A 14,928-nucleotide genomic window follows, 5' to 3' on the forward strand; every position below is an offset into this window, starting at 1 on the left:
TCAGGCGGCAGCCGCCGCGGCCGCCTTGTTCTTGCGCCTGCGCATCAGCTTCCCGACGATGATGGCGGCCTCGTAGAACAGGACCATCGGCAGCGAGAGCATGATCTGGCTGTAGGGATCGCCGCTCGGGGTGAGGACGGCAACGGCGACGAAGATGATGACGATGGCCCAGCGGCGGCCGGCGGCGAGCTGCTCCGGGGTCACCAGCCCGGCCATCTGGGCGAAGATCAACACGATGGGGAACTCGAAGCCGAGACCGAAGGCCAGCATCATGTACAGGATCAGGGTGATGTACTTCACCGGCGAGTAGATCTCGGTGAGCTCGCTGCCACCCACGTCTCGCAGGAAGCCGAGGGCCTTGGGCAGCGTGAGGTAGGCCAGGCCGGCACCCAGGGCGAACAGCACGAGGGCCGACGCCACGAAGGGGATGGCCATGCGGCGCTCGTGCTTGTAGAGGCCGGGGGTGATGAACCGCCAGAACTGCCAGAGGATGACGGGCATGGCCAAGGCGATGCCGCCGTAGCCCGCCACCTTGAGACGGACGGTGAAGCCCTCGAGCGGGTCGGTGACGTAGAGCGAGCAGGCGCCGTCGGCGATGTCGCAGTAGGGCTGGAGCAGGAACTCGAGGATCTGGTTGTAGAAGACCCAGCACAGGACGCCGCCGATGGCCACGGCGATGATGCACCGGAACAGGCGGGTGCGCAGCTCTGCGAGGTGCTCCACCAGCGTCATGCGGGTGTGCTCGTGCTCGCCTGACGCCTCGCCGTCGTCGTCGTCCAGGGTGGTCCCTGTGTCGCTCACGTCGGCCACGGTGCCTGCTCAGGCCTCGTCATCGGTGGCCGCGGCGCCGGTGTCCGCGGCGCTGATGTCCGGGGCGCTCGGGTCCGCGACGCCGGCCGTACCGTTCGCGGTCGGGCCCGGGTCGGTCACCTCGGCGCCGTCGTCGGCGTTGCCGTCGGTCGCGGGCTCATCGGCGTCGGTGCTGTCGGCCTCGATGACCGTGGGCCCGCCCGGAGATTTCGGCTTCTCGGCCGGCGGCTTCTTGGGAGCCATCGCCAGGGGGTCGTCCATGGCCGACTTGAGCTCGTTCTGGAAGCCGTCGGCGATGCGTCGGAACTCGCCGAGGAAGTGGCCGACCTGGCGAGCGGCCTGGGGCAGCTTGTTGGGCCCGAGCACGAGCAGGGCGACGAGCAGGATGACGAGGAGCTCGGCGCCGCCGATGTTGAACACCTGCAAACCCTACCGGCGAGTGGGGCGCGCGGCAGCGGCGCGAACGGCGTCGATGCGGCCCTGGACGGGCCCGATGGCGGCACGGGCCTCGGCCAGTGCGGCCCGTTGGACCTGGAGCTCGCGCCGGGCCGATTCGAGCGACCCGATGGCGACGAGTGCGGCCAGGGACCCGACGATCAGCACGAGGGGAACGGCCAGCCACACCACCCGGCGAGACTACCGCTGTCGAGCCGAGGGCCCGGGAGGGGCGCTGCCGGTTCTACCGGTCGGTGTCGGTGGCCGCCTCGGACGCCAGCGCGTGGAACCAGTCGTCGTCGCGCTGCAGGAGATCGTGGAAGTCGAGCAGGTCGTCGTGGGTGATGGGAGCGCCGTCACCGTGCTCGGCGAGCTCGGCCGGCAGCGGGTTGGTCGCCTGCTCGACGCCGGAGGCGAGCAGGAGGTCGATCGTGCGGGGCTCGGCGGACTTCACCACGGTCACCACACACCCCGGGCACCGGAACGAGTAGGTGCCGGAGCCGTCCGGCGCGCTGATGCGCACCTGCACGTCCGCCGTCGTGAACTCCACATCGCCGCAATCGGGGCAGCTGGCCCGGATGGTTGCCATCGTTTCGCCCCTCCTCTCTCAACTCCCCCGAGCCATCGGCAGCCTGCGTACCCGCCTTGAGGGGGTTCTCGGAACAAGCCGGAGAGCCGCCCTCCCGCGCGAGACTCCCGCCATGGCGACCCGCCTCCCCTCGCTGCGCCCCGAGCCGATCGGATTCGCCCATCGGGGCGGGCGCGCCCACGCCCCCGAGAACACCCTCGACGCCTTCGCGCTCGCCCTGCGCCTCGGCGCGACCGGCCTGGAGTCCGACGCCTGGATCACCGCCGACGGCCACGTCGCCCTCGACCACGACGGCGTGATCGGGCGGTTCCGGCGGAGGGCCCTTTCGCTCGTGGAGCGCCACCACCTGCCCGACCACATCCCGACGCTGGACGAGCTGTACGCCACCTGCGGCACGGACTTCGAGCTCTCCCTGGACGTGAAGGACCCCGAGGCGGCGCCCGCCATCGTCGAGGCCGCCCGGTCCGCCGGCGGCGGCGCGCTCGGACGCCTGTGGCTCTGCCACCCCGACTGGAAGCGGGTCGCCTCCTGGCGGCCGCTGGCGCCCGAGGTGCGACTCGTCGACTCGACCCGGCTCCGACGCATCAAGGAGGGCCCCGAGCGCCGCGCTGCGCTGCTGGCGGACGTCGGCATCGACGCCATCAACCTGCACCACTCCGACTGGACCGGCGGGCTGACCACCCTGTTCCACCGCTTCGAGCGCTACTGCCTCGGCTGGGACGCGCAGCACGACCGGCCGCTCGCGGCGCTGATCGACATGGGCATCGACGGCGTGTTCTCCGACCACGTCGACCGCATGGTCGACGCGCTGGCCGCCGCCCGCCGCTGAGCGGGCGCGCGTCTACAGCGTGGAGATGTCGCCGAGGGGCCAGACCCGGAAGAAGGCCCGCCCCACGATGGTCTCCTCCGCGATGGGCCCGAAGAACCGGCTGTCGCGGGAGTCACCCCGATTGTCGCCCATCATGAAGAGGTGGCCCTCCGGTACCTCGACCGGATCGAAGTCCCCGGTGGTGACGCCCTCGTCGAGGTAGGGCTCGTCGAGGGGCTCGCCGTTGATCAGCACCTGGCCGTTCTGACCTTCGACGGTGTCGCCGGGCAGCCCGATGACCCGCTTGATGAGGTCCTGGATCTGGCTGTCGGCCTCGCCCTCGGGGCGCTCGAACACGATGATGTCGCCGCGGTTGACCTCGTGGAGCCGGTAGCTCAGCTTGTTCACGAGCACCCGGTCACCGATGTTCAGGGTCGACACCATCGACGAGGACGGGATGAAGAAGGCCTGGAGGAGGAAGGTCTTGATGACCAGGGCGATGATGAGCGCACCGCCGACGACAACGACCCACTCGATCAGGCTGCGGACGCCGGAGGCCCCCGCCGCCTCGGGAGGCTCGACAGGGTGGCCGGGGTCGTCGAGCCCGAGGAAGGGCGGTTCGGAGCTGGTCACGTGGCTCGCAGGCTACTGCACGCTCGTGCGGTTCCCGTAGCGCTCGAGCACCCGTGCCGCGGCCGCGGCGCGGACGCCGTCGCCACCCAGTCGGTCGTCCACCTCGACCAACCGGGCGTCGGGCCCGAGGCTCAACAACAGGCGCTCGAGCCAAGGGCGCGCGGTCACCGCCAAGGTGACGCGCAGGCGGCCGTCGCCGAGGTCCTCGACGTGCTCGTAGGGGTAGTGCTCGGCCACCCAACGGGCCTCGGCCTCGAGGTCGAGCACGACCTGGGGTGCGTCGGGGCCCGGTCGGAAGGTGCCCACCCGGTCGAGGGCCGCCGGCGGGTCGAAGCCCGCGTCGAGCACCGTCGCCTTCCCGATGCGATCCACCCGGAACACGCGCTCGCCCTCGGCCCGGTGGCACCAGGCCGCCACGTACCACCGGCCTTGGTCGGCGAACACCTGGTAGGGGTCGATCTCCCGCTCGGTGTGCTCGTCCCGGGCGAACGAGTAGTAGTCGATGGCCACCCGCCGCCGCTCGTGCGCCGCCGACCGCAGCCTGGCCAACAGCTCCGGGTCGACCTCGTCGGCGAGTCGGACGTCCACCGCCCCCTCGTCGGCGATGCCGAGCGACCGGGCCAGCTTCGACAGGCCGCGTGCGAGCGAACCGTCGGCGTCGACCCCCGGGGCGCCGACCATCGAACGCCCGGCCGCGACGAGCGCGAGGCCCTCCTCCGGCGTGAGACGCAGCGGTCGTCCGAACGGCTGGGCGAGGTGCAGCCAGACGCAGCCCTCCTCGAGGACGACGTCGATCAGCGCGTCGGGGCTGAAGGGGTGGACCCCTACGAACTGGAGGAGGTCGAATGCCCGGAGCAGGTCCGGCTCGCTGATGGCGAACCGAGCGCACACCTCGCGGACCGGCGCGCCCGGATGATCGACGATCCAGGGGACGATCGACAGGAGCCGCTGGAGCCGCTCGCTCGCGGCGAGGCGACTCATCGCGGGTTCGCCTGGGCGTCGAGCCATGCCACCAGCTCGGCCCGCAGGTCGGCGGGGCCCAGCACCTCGGCGTGGTCGAGGTAGCCGAGGACCAGGGAGCGGAACCCGGCCCGGTTGGTGACCGGCACCGAGAACACGACCGACCCGTCCGGGCGCTCCTCGGCCACGGTCGACGAGCCCAGCTCGTGGCGGGCGAGGGCGACGTGATCGGCGTCGACGAGCAGCTCGGCCACGACGGGCTCACCCTCCCCGAGCTGCCATGCGGCCCGTTCCACCCCGGGCACCGCCCCGACGGGTCGCTCGAACGAGCGGGGGGCACCGGCGGCGACCGTCCCGTCGATGCGGTCGAAGCGGAAGTTGCGCTCGTCACCCCGGAGGTGGTCGAACCCCGTGAGGTACCAGCGGCCGAGCTGGAAGTCGAGCCGGTAGGGGTCGACGGTGCGCTCGTCGCCCCGGTAGCCGAAGCGCACGACCCGGCGCTCGGCGACGGCCTGGAAGACCGTGGCGAGGTTGGCGTCGATGGGGAGCTGGGCGAGCGGGGTGACGTCCCCCTCCCCCTCCCCCGCCATCGCCTCGGCCTCCACCCCGCCCAGCTTCCAGAGACCGCCGAGGCCGTGGGCGCCGTCGAGGTGCACGGCGGTGGCGGCCAGGTTCAACGCCGCCAGCTCGTCGGGCTCGAGGCCCGGGTCCCGCAGGTAGTACTCGTCCCGTGGGATGCGGTAGCCCGTGAGGGGCGGATCGCTGCCGGGCACGGTCTCGACCCGCAGCGGAACGCCCATCTCGCGCAGGTCGTCCTTGTCGCGCTCGAAGGCCCGCCGGAAGGTGGCCCCTTTGTCCTCGGGGTAGCCGGGCACCTTCTCGTGGATCTCCTCGGCGCTCATCGCCCGCGGGGTCTCCAGGAGGGCGGCGATGAGGTTCAACAACCGCTCGAGCTTGTCCATCTACCTTGCGCCTCCTTCGTCGGCGCCCCTTCGGGATCCGGTTCGTCCGTTGTGCTGCTCCGCTCCGCTCCGCAACGTCACCGCCCCGTCGGCGCCCCTTCGGGATCCGGTTCGTCCGTTGCGCTGCTCCGCTCCGCTCCGCAACGTCACCGCCCCGTCAGCGCCCCTTCGGGATCCGCCTCGCCCGCGGGTCACTTCAGCAACTGGGCAGCGAGGGCGCCGGCGGCGCCGGCGGCCTGGAAGAAGGCCCGGTCCTCGTCGGGGCCCCGGCCCATCGTGGTGACCCGCAGGCCGCGGGCCTCGAGCAGGGCGGGGGTGTCCGGCTCGTCCACCTCGATGGCGTCCACCCGTCCCCGGGCGCCGAGGAGGGCGTGGGCCGCGACGGTGACCGGGGCGTGCACGAGGTCGAGCACCGTGCGGGAGTGGTGGCTGACCCCCCGGTGGCGCTCGCGATGGTCGCCCTCGGACACGCGCAGGCACATCACCGGACGGCCCCCGAGGGCGGCGGTGGTGTCGAGGATCGTGGCGACCTCGATGGCCGTCGTGCCGAGCGTCGTGTCGGTGCCGACCACGCCAGGCCCCATGGCCACCACGACGACATCGGCGTGGAGCTGGTGGCGGGCCAGGGCGAGCGCGGAGGGCACCGTGACGGCCTCGAGGTCGCCACCGAAGGCGTGGCCGGCGGTGACGGTGGCGTCGAGCAGGCCCTGCCCGCGCAGCTCGGCCACGAGGTCGGAGAAGGCCAGCGGCAGGGAGGCCCCGTCGGTCATCACGTAGACCAGGCGGGCGGACGGGTCGACCGCCTTCAGGGCGACGGCGACGCACGGGACCTGGCTGTGCACGCTGCACACCACAACGGGCAGGCCGTCGAGCTCGGTGGGCAGGTCGTCGAGGTGCTCCTCAGCCGATCCCGTGTCGGCCTGGAGGCTGGTGTAGCGCAGCTTCATGATGTGGCCCGGTCCCTTCTTGCGCCACGAGCGACGCGACAGGTTCCAGTGCACGAAGTGCCAGCCCCCCGTCCCGAGGCCCCACTCCACCGCCGTGGTGTTGCACACGACCTCGTCGCCCGCGGCGACCTCGCCGATGAGATCGGTGAGCACGTACGCCTTGGCGTGACCGTCGCCCTCCGGAGCGTCCGGGTCGGCCTCGAGGTCCACCAGGACACGTTGCAGGCCCTCGCGCTCGGCGAGGATCTCGACCACCCGGCCGCTACGGAACGACGGCACGCCAGGTCAGAGGGAGGCGATCAGCTTCTCGACGCGCTCGTCGCGCGACTTGAAGGGGTCCTTGCACAGCACGGTGCGCTGCGCCTGGTCGTTCAGCTTCAGGTGCACCCAGTCGACCGTGTAGTCGCGCTTGCGCTCCTTGGCCTTGCGGATGAACTCGCCCCGCAGGCGCGCCCGGGTGGTCTGGGGCGGCTGCTCGACGGCGAGGTCGATCTCCTCGTCGGTGCAGATGCGGTCGACCATGCCCCGCTGCTGCATCCGGTAGAAGAGGCCCCGGTCGCGGTTCACGTCGTGGTACTGGAGGTCAATGAGGGCGACCTTCGGGTCGGTGAGGGCCAGGCCGTGGCGTTCCCGGTACGCCTCGATGAGGTTGTGCTTGATGACCCAGTCGCACTCGCGGTCGAGCGAGAGCGGATCCTTCTCGATGCCGGTGAGGCAGTGCTCCCACATGTCCAGCGCCTGCTGCTCGAGGGGGTTGAGCCCCTTGGTGTCCGCGTAGCGCAGGGCCCGGTTGAGGTACTCGGACTGGATCTCGAGCGCGCTCGCCTCCCGCCCGTTGGCCAGGCGGACCCGCCGGGTGCAGGTCATGTCGTGGCTGATCTCGCGGATGGCCCGGATGGGGTTCTCGAGCGTCATGTCCCGGAAGGTGACCATGCGGTCCTCGAGCATGCGCAGCAGGATGCTCGTGGTGCCGATCTTCACGAAGTTGGCGTACTCGCTCATGTTGGAGTCGCCCACGATCACGTGCAGGCGCCGGTAGCGCTCGGCGTCGGCGTGGGGCTCGTCGCGGGTGTTGATGATCGGCCGCGAGCGGGTGGTGGCGCTGGAGACGCCCTCCCAGATGTGCTCGGCCCGCTGGCTGATGCAGTACATGGCGCCCCGTGCCGTCTGCAGCACCTTGCCGGCCCCGGCGAAGATCTGTCGGCTCACGAAGAACGGGATCAGGACCTCGACGTAGTGGCTGAAGTCGTCCTGGCGGCTGGTGAGGTAGTTCTCGTGGCAGCCGTAGGAGTTGCCGGCGGAGTCGGTGTTGTTCTTGAACAGGTAGATGACGCCGCGGATGCCCTCCTCGCGCAGGCGCAGCTCGGCACTGGCGAGGAGCTGCTCGAGGATGCGCTCCCCCGCCTTGTCGTGCACGACGAGGTCGTAGATGGAGTCGCACTCGGGCGTGGCGTACTCGGGGTGCGAGCCGACATCGAGGTACAGGCGGGCGCCGTTGGCCAGGAAGACGTTGGAGCTCCGGCCCCACGACACCACCCGGCGGAACAGGTAGCGGGCGACCTCGTCCGGGCTCAGCCGCCGCTGGCCGCGAAGGGTGCAGGTGACGCCGTACTCGTTCTCGAGACCGAAGATCCGGCGGTCCATGCGGTCAACCTACACACGCCCCGGCACTTCGCAGGGGCCATGCGGGCGGGGATCAGGCCAGCAGTTCCGCGAGCTCGGCGCCTTCGATGCGGCGGAAGGCCCGCCGACCGTTGCTGCGGGCCAGCACCGCGACCTCGAGGTCGTCGGCCACCAGGGTGCGGTCGGGGCCGCCGATGGCCTTGGCCGCGGCCTTGAGCGCGTCGCCCAGCGACAGGCCCTCGCCCCAGGCCTCGCCGAGGCGCTTGGCGATGGCCTCGGCCTCGCCGCCGAGCACCGTGAAGTCGCTCTCGTCGACCACGGTGCCGTCGTAGAGGATGTGGAAGAGGCGGTCCCCGTCGGTGGTGTGGCCCACCTCGGCCACGAGGATCTCGACCTCCATCGGCTTCATCTCGTTGGTGAAGATCTGGCCGAGGATCTGCGCGTACTGGTTGGCGAGGCTGCGGGCGTCGACGTCGGCACGGCTGAACGAGTAGCCCTTCATGTCGGCGTGGCGGACGCCGGCGATGCGCAGCGAGTCGAACTCGTTGTACTTGCCGACACCGGCGAAGCCGATGCGGTCGTAGATCTCGCTGGTCTTGCGCAGCGTGCTGGAAGGGTTCTCGGCGCAGATGAGGATGCCGTCGTCGTAGACCACCGCGGCGAGGCTGCGGCCCCGGGCGATGCCCTTGCGGGCGTAGTCGGCCCGGTCCTTCATCACCTGCTCGGGAGCGACGTAGAACGGCATGCTCACTGGCCTTGCACCTCCTCCGTCGGTGCCCCTTCGGGATCCGGTTCGCTCATCGCTGCTGCTCCGCTCCGCTCCGCAACGTCGATGTTCACGGGGTCACCTCCGGGTTGACACGAGGCCCTCGGGTGCTGGTGAGCTGGTCGACGAGGCCCCGGAAGCGCTCCGCCACCTCGGCCTCCTCGACGGCGAGGAAGCCTTCGGCGGTGATGGTGGCCACGCTCGGGTAGATGGCCCGCACGAGGTCGGGGCCACCGGTGGCGGAGTCCTCGTCGGCGGCCTCGAACAGCGCCGAGATGACGAGGTCGATGACCTCCTCCCGGCTCAGGTCGGGGCGGTAGCCCATCTTCACCACGGCGCCGGCGTGCAGGCTGCCGGAGCCCGTGGTGGCGTACTCGCTCTCCTCGTAGCGCCCGCCGGTGACGTCGTACTCGAAGAGCCGACCCTGCTGGCGGGCGGTGTCGAACCCGGCGAAGAGGGGCACGACGGCGAAGCCCTGCATGGCCGCCGGCAGGTGGCCACGGACCATCTGCGAGAGCTGGTTGGCCTTGCCCTCGAGGCTGATGGTGGTGCCCTCGACCTTCTCGTAGTGCTCGAGCTGGAGCTGGAAGAGCTTCACCATCTCGACGGCCGGGCCCGCGGCGCCGGCGATGGCCACGCCCGAGTACCGGTCGGCCGGGAAGACCTTCTCCATGTGGCGGTGGCTGATGAGGTGGCCCGACGTGGCCCGGCGGTCGCCGGCCATGACCACGCCGTCGGCGTAGCGCACGGCCACGACCGTGGTGCCGTGGCTGAAGCTGAGCGGGGTCGTCGCGCCGTCCGGGCCGGTGGCGAACCGCGGCTCGAGCCCCTGGGTCTTCAAGAGGTTGAGGAAGCTGGGGCCGGGATCGTCCTCGACCGGGAAGTACGGGAGCGTCACGGCTCGGAGGCTATCGGCTCTCCGGAGCGTCGCCGGGGCCGTCACCCGGGCCGTCGCCGGCGCCGTGGTCCCGGTTGCGCACCCGCCAGACGATCGCGCCCGTGGCGGCCAGGCCCAGCACCATGGCGCCCCCGACGAGGGGCAGGGCGAGGTCGCTCCCGCCGTCGTCGTCGTCGCTGCTGGCGTCCCCCGCGGTGGTGGCCGTCGCTGCGGCCGCCGTGGTGGTGGTCGCCCCGGCCGCCGCGTCGGCTGCCCGGAACGGGCCCGAGACGACGTAGCTGACCCCCCGGTTGGCGGGCCCACCGCGCTGCGAGCTGAAGTACAGGTGGCGGCCGTCGGGGCTGAAGGCGGGGCCGGTCACCTCGGACTCGAGCCCGCCCGCCGGCACGCCCTCGTCGACGATGCGCAGGAACGGGAACGCCTCGCCGTCCGGGGTGACGAGGACCACCTCCATGTTGCCGCCGTCCTCGGCCACGAACAGGTCCTGCGTGCCGGGCTCGAGGGTCAGGTTGTCCACCCCTTCGAGCTGCCCCGTGCCCTCGTAGACGACCGCCATCGACTCGGCCTCGGTGTCGTAGCGGCGGACCTTGTTGTCGCCCTTGCTGCTGAAGAACACCGCGCCCTGGTCGTACCAGATGCCCTCACCGCCGTCGAAGGCCGTGCTGTCGGGCACCTGCTCGCGCGTCGGGGTGGTGGCGGCGCTCGGGTCCGGCACGTCCAGCCAGGTGACGGCACCGTCGCCGGCCACCTGTGCCACGGCCAGCGTGCCGGCGGTCAGGTCGGGGTAGGTGTCGGGGGTGAACCGGTAGAAGCGCCCGTCGGGGCGGTCCTCGGTCAGGAAGAGCTGCTCGGCGTCGGGGTCGACCGCGACGGCCTCGTGGGGGAAGGCACCCAGCGCGGGACGGGCCTCGGCGGGGTCCCGGCCGCTCGGGTCGCACTCCCACACCAGGCCACCCTCGATCTCCTCGCAGGACAGCCAGGCCCCCCAGGGCGTGGGACCGCCGGCGCAGTTCATGGTCGTGCCCTCGAGGATGCGCTGGGCACCGACCACCTCGCCGTCGGCGTCGAAGGTGATGCCGCTGGCGCCCCCTTCCCCCTCCAGGGGGTTCTCCGAGTTCACCGCCAGGTGCCAGCCGCCGGCCGCGAGCGGGAAGGTGGCGGCGCCGTCGGGGAACACCGGCCACGTGTAGCCCGTGCCCTCCACCTCCTCGTCCGACCGGGCGATCACCCGGGAGGTGAAGCCCTCGGGGAGCAGGAGCCCGTTCACGTCGGGCTCGCGACCCTCGAGGGAGCCGTACGGGCCGCCCCCGCTCCCCTGCCTCGGAGCGGCACCTGCGGGGCGCCACAGCGCCGGCGCGAGCACAGCGGCCCCGGAGGAGACGGTCACGGCTCGGAGGAAGTCCCGGCGTCGCATGGCCGGGCAACCTATCGGCTCGGAGTGGCCCGAGCCGGTGTGGCGGCTACTCGCCGCCCTTCTGCACGTAGCTGCGCACGAAGTCCTCGGCGTTGGTCTCGAGCACGTCGTCGATCTCGTCGAGGAGGTCGTCGAGCTCGGCCTTGATCTTCTCACCGCTCTCCGAGGTGGCGGGCGCCTCGTCGACGTCTGCTTCCTCGCGGGCGGGGGCGGGCCGGCGCTTCTGCTCTCGTTCGGCCATCAGGCGCTCCTGTCCGTTCGCTCCGTCTGCATCACGACCCCAACCGCTCCAGCAGCTCGGCGGCGGTCGTGCACTCGTCGACCAAGGTACCCACGTGGGCCTGGGTTCCGCGCGTCGGTTCCATCATGGGGACCCGTCGCAGCGTCTCGGCCCCGATGTCGAACACCAGCGAGTCCCAGTTGGCGGCCACGATGTCGTCGCCCCACTTGTCCAGGCAGCGGCCCCGGAAGTAGGCCCGGGTGTCCGCCGGCGGGTCGCCGACCGCCGCCGCCACCTCGTCGTCGGCGGTGATGCGCTCGACGGGCAGCCGGGCGAAGAGGGACTTCTCGGGCCGGAGGTCGTGGTACTGGAGATCCATGGCCGCGAGGCGGGCGTCGGACCACTCGAGGCCGTGGCGGTCGCGGTACCCCTCGAGCAGGCGGTACTTGGCCACCCAGTCGAGCTGGCCGGCCAGGCCCATCGGGTCGGCCTCGAGCTGGGTGAGCGCGTCCTCCCACCGGGTGAGCACCTCCTCGCCCACCGACGGGTCCGCGCCCAGGCACTCGAGGCCGGCGACCTCGGCGTACTTGCGGGCCCGGTCGAGCAGCTCCCACTGCACCTCGAGCGCCGTGACCGTGGTGCCGTCGGCGAGGTCGAGCGGCTCGCGGAGGGTCGTGTCGTACGACACCCGGCGCATGGCCGCGACCGGCGAAAGGAAACGGAACTCGCGGGGCAGGAAGTCGTCCTCGATCATCGAGAGCACGAGGGCAGTGGTGCCGACCTTGAGGAACGTCGAGACCTCGGACAGGTTGGCGTCCCCCACGATCACGTGGAGGCGGCGGTACTTCTGGGCGTCGGCGTGGGGCTCGTCGCGGGTGTTGACGATGGGTCGCTTCAACGTGGTCTCGAGGCCGACCTCCTCCTCGAAGAAGTCGGCGCGGGAGGTGAGCTGGAAGCCGATGCTGTTGCGGCCGAGCCCGGGTGCCTCGGTGCCCACCTTGCCCGCACCGGTGAAGATCTGACGGGTGATGAAGTGCGGGGTGACGTGGGTGACGATGCGGCCGAAGGGCACCGAGCGCGCCATGAGGTAGTTCTCGTGGCAGCCGTACGAGTTGCCCTTGCCGTCCGAGTTGTTCTTGTAGACGACGATCTCCTGGCCGTCGGGCAGGAGCCGGCCGGCGGCGGCCATCGAGCGCTGGAGGATGAGCTCCCCCGCCTTGTCGAACACCACGATCGAGCGGGGGTCGGCGCACTCGGGCGTCGAGTATTCCGGGTGGGCGTGGTCGACGTAGTACCGGGCGCCGTTGGTGAGGACCGCGTTGATCAGGTGGGTCTCCACCTCGGGGGCCATGGCCCCCTCGGGGGCGAGGCCGCGGGCGTCGTTGCCGGGCGACTCGTCCTCGAAGTCCCAGCCCACCTTGGCCACCGGGTGGGCCTCGTCGGCCTGGCGGGCCAACTCGCCCATGTACGCGTTGATGAGCACCGACGACGCCGCGATCGGGTTGGACTCGCCCGTGCCCCGCAGGACGATGCCGAACTCGGTCTCGAGGCCGATGATCTTGGGCAACGCCATCAGGGAGCTCCCACCGCTAGAGGTACTGCCCCGTCGCCATGCGCTCGATGGCCCGGCCGCCCCGTGCGTCTTCGTCGTCCTTGGTGATCAGCGTGCGCACGTAGACGATGCGCTCGCCCTTCTTCCCCGAGATCTTGGCCCAGTCGTCGGGGTTGGTGGTGTTGGGCAGGTCCTCGTGCTCCTTGTACTCCTGGTGGATGGAGGCGATGAGGTCCTCGACGCGGATGCCGCGGTCACCGTCGTTGATGAGGCGCTTGATGGCCCGCTTCTTGGCCCGGCGGACGATGTTCTCGATCATGGCGCCCGACGAGAAGTCCTTGAAGTACATGACCTCTTTGTCACCGTTCTGGTAGGTGACCTCGAGGAACCGGTTCTGCTCGTCGGTGCGGTACATCTCCTCGACGGTGGTCTCGATCATGGCCCGGACGGCCTTCTCGGGGTCGCCGCCGCCCAGGGTGTCCACCTCGCCGAGGTCGAGGGGCAGCTCGCTCAGCAGATAGCGGCTGAAGATGGACGCGGCGGCGGTCTCGTCGGGCCGCTCGATCTTGATCTTCACGTCGAGGCGGCCCGGGCGCAGGATGGCCGGGTCGATGAGGTCCTCGCGGTTGGACGCACCGATGACGATGACGTTCTTCAGCGTCTCCACGCCGTCGATCTCCGCCAGCAGCTGCGGGACGATGGTGGACTCCATGTCCGAGCTGATGCCGGTGCCGCGGGTGCGGAACAGCGAGTCCATCTCGTCGAAGAAGACGATGACGGGCCAGCCCTCCTCGGACTTCTCCCGGGCCCGCTGGAACACGAGGCGGATCTGGCGCTCGGTCTCGCCCACGTACTTGTTCAGCAGCTCGGGGCCCTTGATGTTGAGGAAGTAGCTCCGGGCCTCGGAGTCGCCGGACACCTCGGCCACCTTCTTGGCCAGCGAGTTCGCCACCGCCTTGGCGATGAGGGTCTTGCCACAGCCCGGCGGGCCGTAGAGGAGGATGCCCTTCGGCGCCGGCAGCTGGAACTCGGCGAAGAGCGCCTGGTGGACGAACGGGAGCTCGACCGCGTCGGTGATCTGCTCGATCTGGTCGTCGAGCCCGCCGACGTCCTCGTAGGAGATGTCGGGCACCTCCTCGAGGACCAGCTCCTCGACCTCGGGGCGGGGCAGGCGCTCGAGCAGCAGGCCCGAGCGAGAGTCCATGAGCACGGCGTCACCGGCCCGCAGGCGCTGGCCCACCAGGGAGTCGGCCAGCTCGACCACGCGCTCCTCGTCGGCCCGGCCGGCGATGAGCGCCCGCTTGCGGTCCGGGAGCAGCTCCTTGAGGGTGACCACTTCGCCGGTCACTTCGCCGCTGCGGGCGAGGACCACGTTGAGCGACTCGTTGAGCACCACCTCGGCGCCGCGCTCGATCTCCTGCTCGGCGATCTCGGGGTGCAGGGCGACGCGCATCTTGCGGCCCCCGGAGAACACGTCGACGGTGCCGTCGTCGTTGCGACCCAGCAGCGTCCCGTAGGCCGACGGCGGCTGCGTGAGCTTGTCGACCTCCTCGCGCAGCGTGGCGATGTGCTCGCGCGCCTCGCGCAGGGTGTAGGTCAGCTTCTCGTTCTGCGAAACCGCCTGGGCGAGCTGGCCCTTGGTCTCGAGCAGTCGCTCCTCGAGGGTTCGGACGCGCTTGGGGGCCTCCTGCAGCCGACGGCGCAGCGAGACGACCTCCTCCTCGACCGTCGTGGCCTCGGCGCGGAGCTCGTCCAGCTCGGCTTCCAACGAGGCGATGCGTCGTTCTGTCTCGTCCTGGCTGACGGCAACCACCTCCTCGCTCGTGTCACGCGGACGATACACGGGCCGTCGCCGGAAGCGACGGAGCGTGGGCGCACGCTTCTCCGTGCGTTCACACGGGGCGCCGGCCACCCGATCGATTGCACGGCGAAATTGCACGGGATTTCCGTGTTTATCGGGGGGAGGGGCTAGAGTGTGGTCACTGAGCAAACGTCTGGGGGCCTTGGCCCCACATCGTGAGAGGACACCCCCAATGAAGGTCTGGATCGATCAGGATCTGTGCACCGGCGACGGCCTCTGTGAGGAGATCGCCCCCGACGTCTTCACCCTCCTCGACGACGGCCTGGCCTACGTCAAGGAAGGCGACAAGGTCTTCTCGGACCCGGGCGGCCCGGAGGGCCTCGCCGCGGTGCCGGCGGGCCAGGAGGAGGCGGTCATCGAGTCCGCCGAGGAGTGCCCCGGGGAGTGCATCTTCATCGAGATGTGAGATCGGCTCGCAACCGCGAGCTTCTGCGAGGAGCGCCGGTCCCT

At 70.9% G+C, this 14,928-nt stretch carries 17 protein-coding genes; 2 read left to right on the forward strand and 15 right to left on the reverse strand.

The window, feature by feature from the left end; all coding sequences use genetic code 11:
• From tatC to JNK12_06540, 4 genes are read right to left on the reverse strand one after another with little or no spacing between them, the layout of a single operon-like run.
• Window positions 1–801, reverse strand: a complete 801-nt coding sequence (gene tatC, locus JNK12_06525) for a twin-arginine translocase subunit TatC (GenBank protein ID MBL8775563.1) — start codon at window positions 799–801, stop codon at window positions 1–3.
• An 18-nt stretch (window positions 802–819) separates the two neighbouring features.
• Window positions 820–1,230, reverse strand: coding sequence for a twin-arginine translocase subunit TatB (gene tatB / locus JNK12_06530; GenBank protein ID MBL8775564.1), 411 nt, complete (start codon window positions 1,228–1,230; stop codon window positions 820–822).
• 9 nt (window positions 1,231–1,239) lie between these two features.
• A complete protein-coding gene (locus tag JNK12_06535) occupies window positions 1,240–1,437 on the reverse strand; it encodes a hypothetical protein (protein ID MBL8775565.1) in 198 nt (65 codons plus the stop codon).
• Between the two features lie 52 nt (window positions 1,438–1,489).
• Entirely contained in the window at window positions 1,490–1,834 is a 345-nt protein-coding gene (locus JNK12_06540; GenBank protein MBL8775566.1) for a hypothetical protein, read from the reverse strand.
• Window positions 1,835–1,946: 112 nt separating this feature from the next.
• Here JNK12_06540 and JNK12_06545 point away from each other — a divergent pair, with 112 nt between their 5' ends.
• Complete coding sequence (locus tag JNK12_06545; protein MBL8775567.1) at window positions 1,947–2,663, forward strand: glycerophosphodiester phosphodiesterase; 717 nt, start codon at window positions 1,947–1,949, stop codon at window positions 2,661–2,663.
• A 12-nt stretch (window positions 2,664–2,675) separates the two neighbouring features.
• On the opposite strand, the gene lepB is transcribed toward JNK12_06545, so the two are convergent.
• The 11 genes from lepB to arc all read right to left on the reverse strand — a co-directional run bounded on the left by lepB (window position 2,676) and on the right by arc (window position 14,394).
• Entirely contained in the window at window positions 2,676–3,275 is a 600-nt protein-coding gene (lepB, locus tag JNK12_06550) for a signal peptidase I (GenBank protein MBL8775568.1), read from the reverse strand.
• Window positions 3,276–3,287: 12 nt separating this feature from the next.
• On the reverse strand, window positions 3,288–4,256 hold the full coding sequence (locus JNK12_06555) for a WYL domain-containing protein (protein ID MBL8775569.1): 969 nt from the start codon (window positions 4,254–4,256) through the stop codon (window positions 3,288–3,290).
• Window positions 4,253–5,197 carry a WYL domain-containing protein gene (locus JNK12_06560; protein ID MBL8775570.1) on the reverse strand — a complete coding sequence of 315 codons (945 nt, stop codon included), beginning with the start codon at window positions 5,195–5,197 and terminating at the stop codon, window positions 4,253–4,255. Before JNK12_06560 ends, JNK12_06555 begins: the two co-directional genes overlap by 4 nt.
• A gap of 191 nt (window positions 5,198–5,388) precedes the next feature.
• The gene (locus tag JNK12_06565) at window positions 5,389–6,423 is read right to left on the reverse strand and encodes a DUF3866 family protein (GenBank protein ID MBL8775571.1); all 1,035 of its coding nucleotides are present in this window, start codon (window positions 6,421–6,423) and stop codon (window positions 5,389–5,391) included.
• A 6-nt stretch (window positions 6,424–6,429) separates the two neighbouring features.
• Window positions 6,430–7,788: a Pup--protein ligase gene (pafA, locus tag JNK12_06570; GenBank protein MBL8775572.1), complete on the reverse strand. Its 1,359-nt coding sequence runs from the start codon at window positions 7,786–7,788 to the stop codon at window positions 6,430–6,432.
• A gap of 52 nt (window positions 7,789–7,840) precedes the next feature.
• Window positions 7,841–8,518, reverse strand: a complete 678-nt coding sequence (gene prcA / locus JNK12_06575) for a proteasome subunit alpha (protein ID MBL8775573.1) — start codon at window positions 8,516–8,518, stop codon at window positions 7,841–7,843.
• Between the two features lie 85 nt (window positions 8,519–8,603).
• Window positions 8,604–9,431 carry a proteasome subunit beta gene (gene prcB / locus JNK12_06580; protein MBL8775574.1) on the reverse strand — a complete coding sequence of 276 codons (828 nt, stop codon included), beginning with the start codon at window positions 9,429–9,431 and terminating at the stop codon, window positions 8,604–8,606.
• A 10-nt stretch (window positions 9,432–9,441) separates the two neighbouring features.
• Window positions 9,442–10,845 carry a DUF839 domain-containing protein gene (locus JNK12_06585; protein ID MBL8775575.1) on the reverse strand — a complete coding sequence of 468 codons (1,404 nt, stop codon included), beginning with the start codon at window positions 10,843–10,845 and terminating at the stop codon, window positions 9,442–9,444.
• Window positions 10,846–10,891: 46 nt separating this feature from the next.
• Complete coding sequence (locus tag JNK12_06590; protein MBL8775576.1) at window positions 10,892–11,086, reverse strand: ubiquitin-like protein Pup; 195 nt, start codon at window positions 11,084–11,086, stop codon at window positions 10,892–10,894.
• A gap of 31 nt (window positions 11,087–11,117) precedes the next feature.
• Window positions 11,118–12,638, reverse strand: a complete 1,521-nt coding sequence (locus JNK12_06595; protein MBL8775577.1) for a proteasome accessory factor PafA2 — start codon at window positions 12,636–12,638, stop codon at window positions 11,118–11,120.
• A 16-nt stretch (window positions 12,639–12,654) separates the two neighbouring features.
• On the reverse strand, window positions 12,655–14,394 hold the full coding sequence (gene arc / locus JNK12_06600) for a proteasome ATPase (protein MBL8775578.1): 1,740 nt from the start codon (window positions 14,392–14,394) through the stop codon (window positions 12,655–12,657).
• Window positions 14,395–14,650: 256 nt separating this feature from the next.
• Between arc and JNK12_06605 the strand changes: the two genes are divergently transcribed.
• A complete protein-coding gene (locus tag JNK12_06605) occupies window positions 14,651–14,884 on the forward strand; it encodes a ferredoxin (GenBank protein ID MBL8775579.1) in 234 nt (77 codons plus the stop codon).
• Window positions 14,885–14,928 lie beyond the last annotated feature (44 nt).

This window comes from Acidimicrobiales bacterium (assembly GCA_016794585.1).
Classification (GTDB): Bacteria; Actinomycetota; Acidimicrobiia; order Acidimicrobiales; family DATDAH01; genus JAEUJM01.

Bases quoted from the DNA above. Each gene is read 5' to 3' on its own strand.
- JNK12_06605 (MBL8775579.1), top strand. From the start codon at position 14,651: ATGAAGGTCTGGATCGATCAGGATCTGTGCACCGGCGACGGCCTCTGT.
- JNK12_06560 (MBL8775570.1), bottom strand. From the start codon at position 5,197: ATGGACAAGCTCGAGCGGTTGTTGAACCTCATCGCCGCCCTCCTGGAG.
- JNK12_06585 (MBL8775575.1), bottom strand. From the start codon at position 10,845: ATGCGACGCCGGGACTTCCTCCGAGCCGTGACCGTCTCCTCCGGGGCC.
- JNK12_06595 (MBL8775577.1), bottom strand. From the start codon at position 12,638: ATGGCGTTGCCCAAGATCATCGGCCTCGAGACCGAGTTCGGCATCGTC.
- JNK12_06545 (MBL8775567.1), top strand. From the start codon at position 1,947: ATGGCGACCCGCCTCCCCTCGCTGCGCCCCGAGCCGATCGGATTCGCC.
- pafA (MBL8775572.1), bottom strand. From the start codon at position 7,788: ATGGACCGCCGGATCTTCGGTCTCGAGAACGAGTACGGCGTCACCTGC.
- JNK12_06540 (MBL8775566.1), bottom strand. From the start codon at position 1,834: ATGGCAACCATCCGGGCCAGCTGCCCCGATTGCGGCGATGTGGAGTTC.
- JNK12_06555 (MBL8775569.1), bottom strand. From the start codon at position 4,256: ATGAGTCGCCTCGCCGCGAGCGAGCGGCTCCAGCGGCTCCTGTCGATC.
- JNK12_06590 (MBL8775576.1), bottom strand. From the start codon at position 11,086: ATGGCCGAACGAGAGCAGAAGCGCCGGCCCGCCCCCGCCCGCGAGGAA.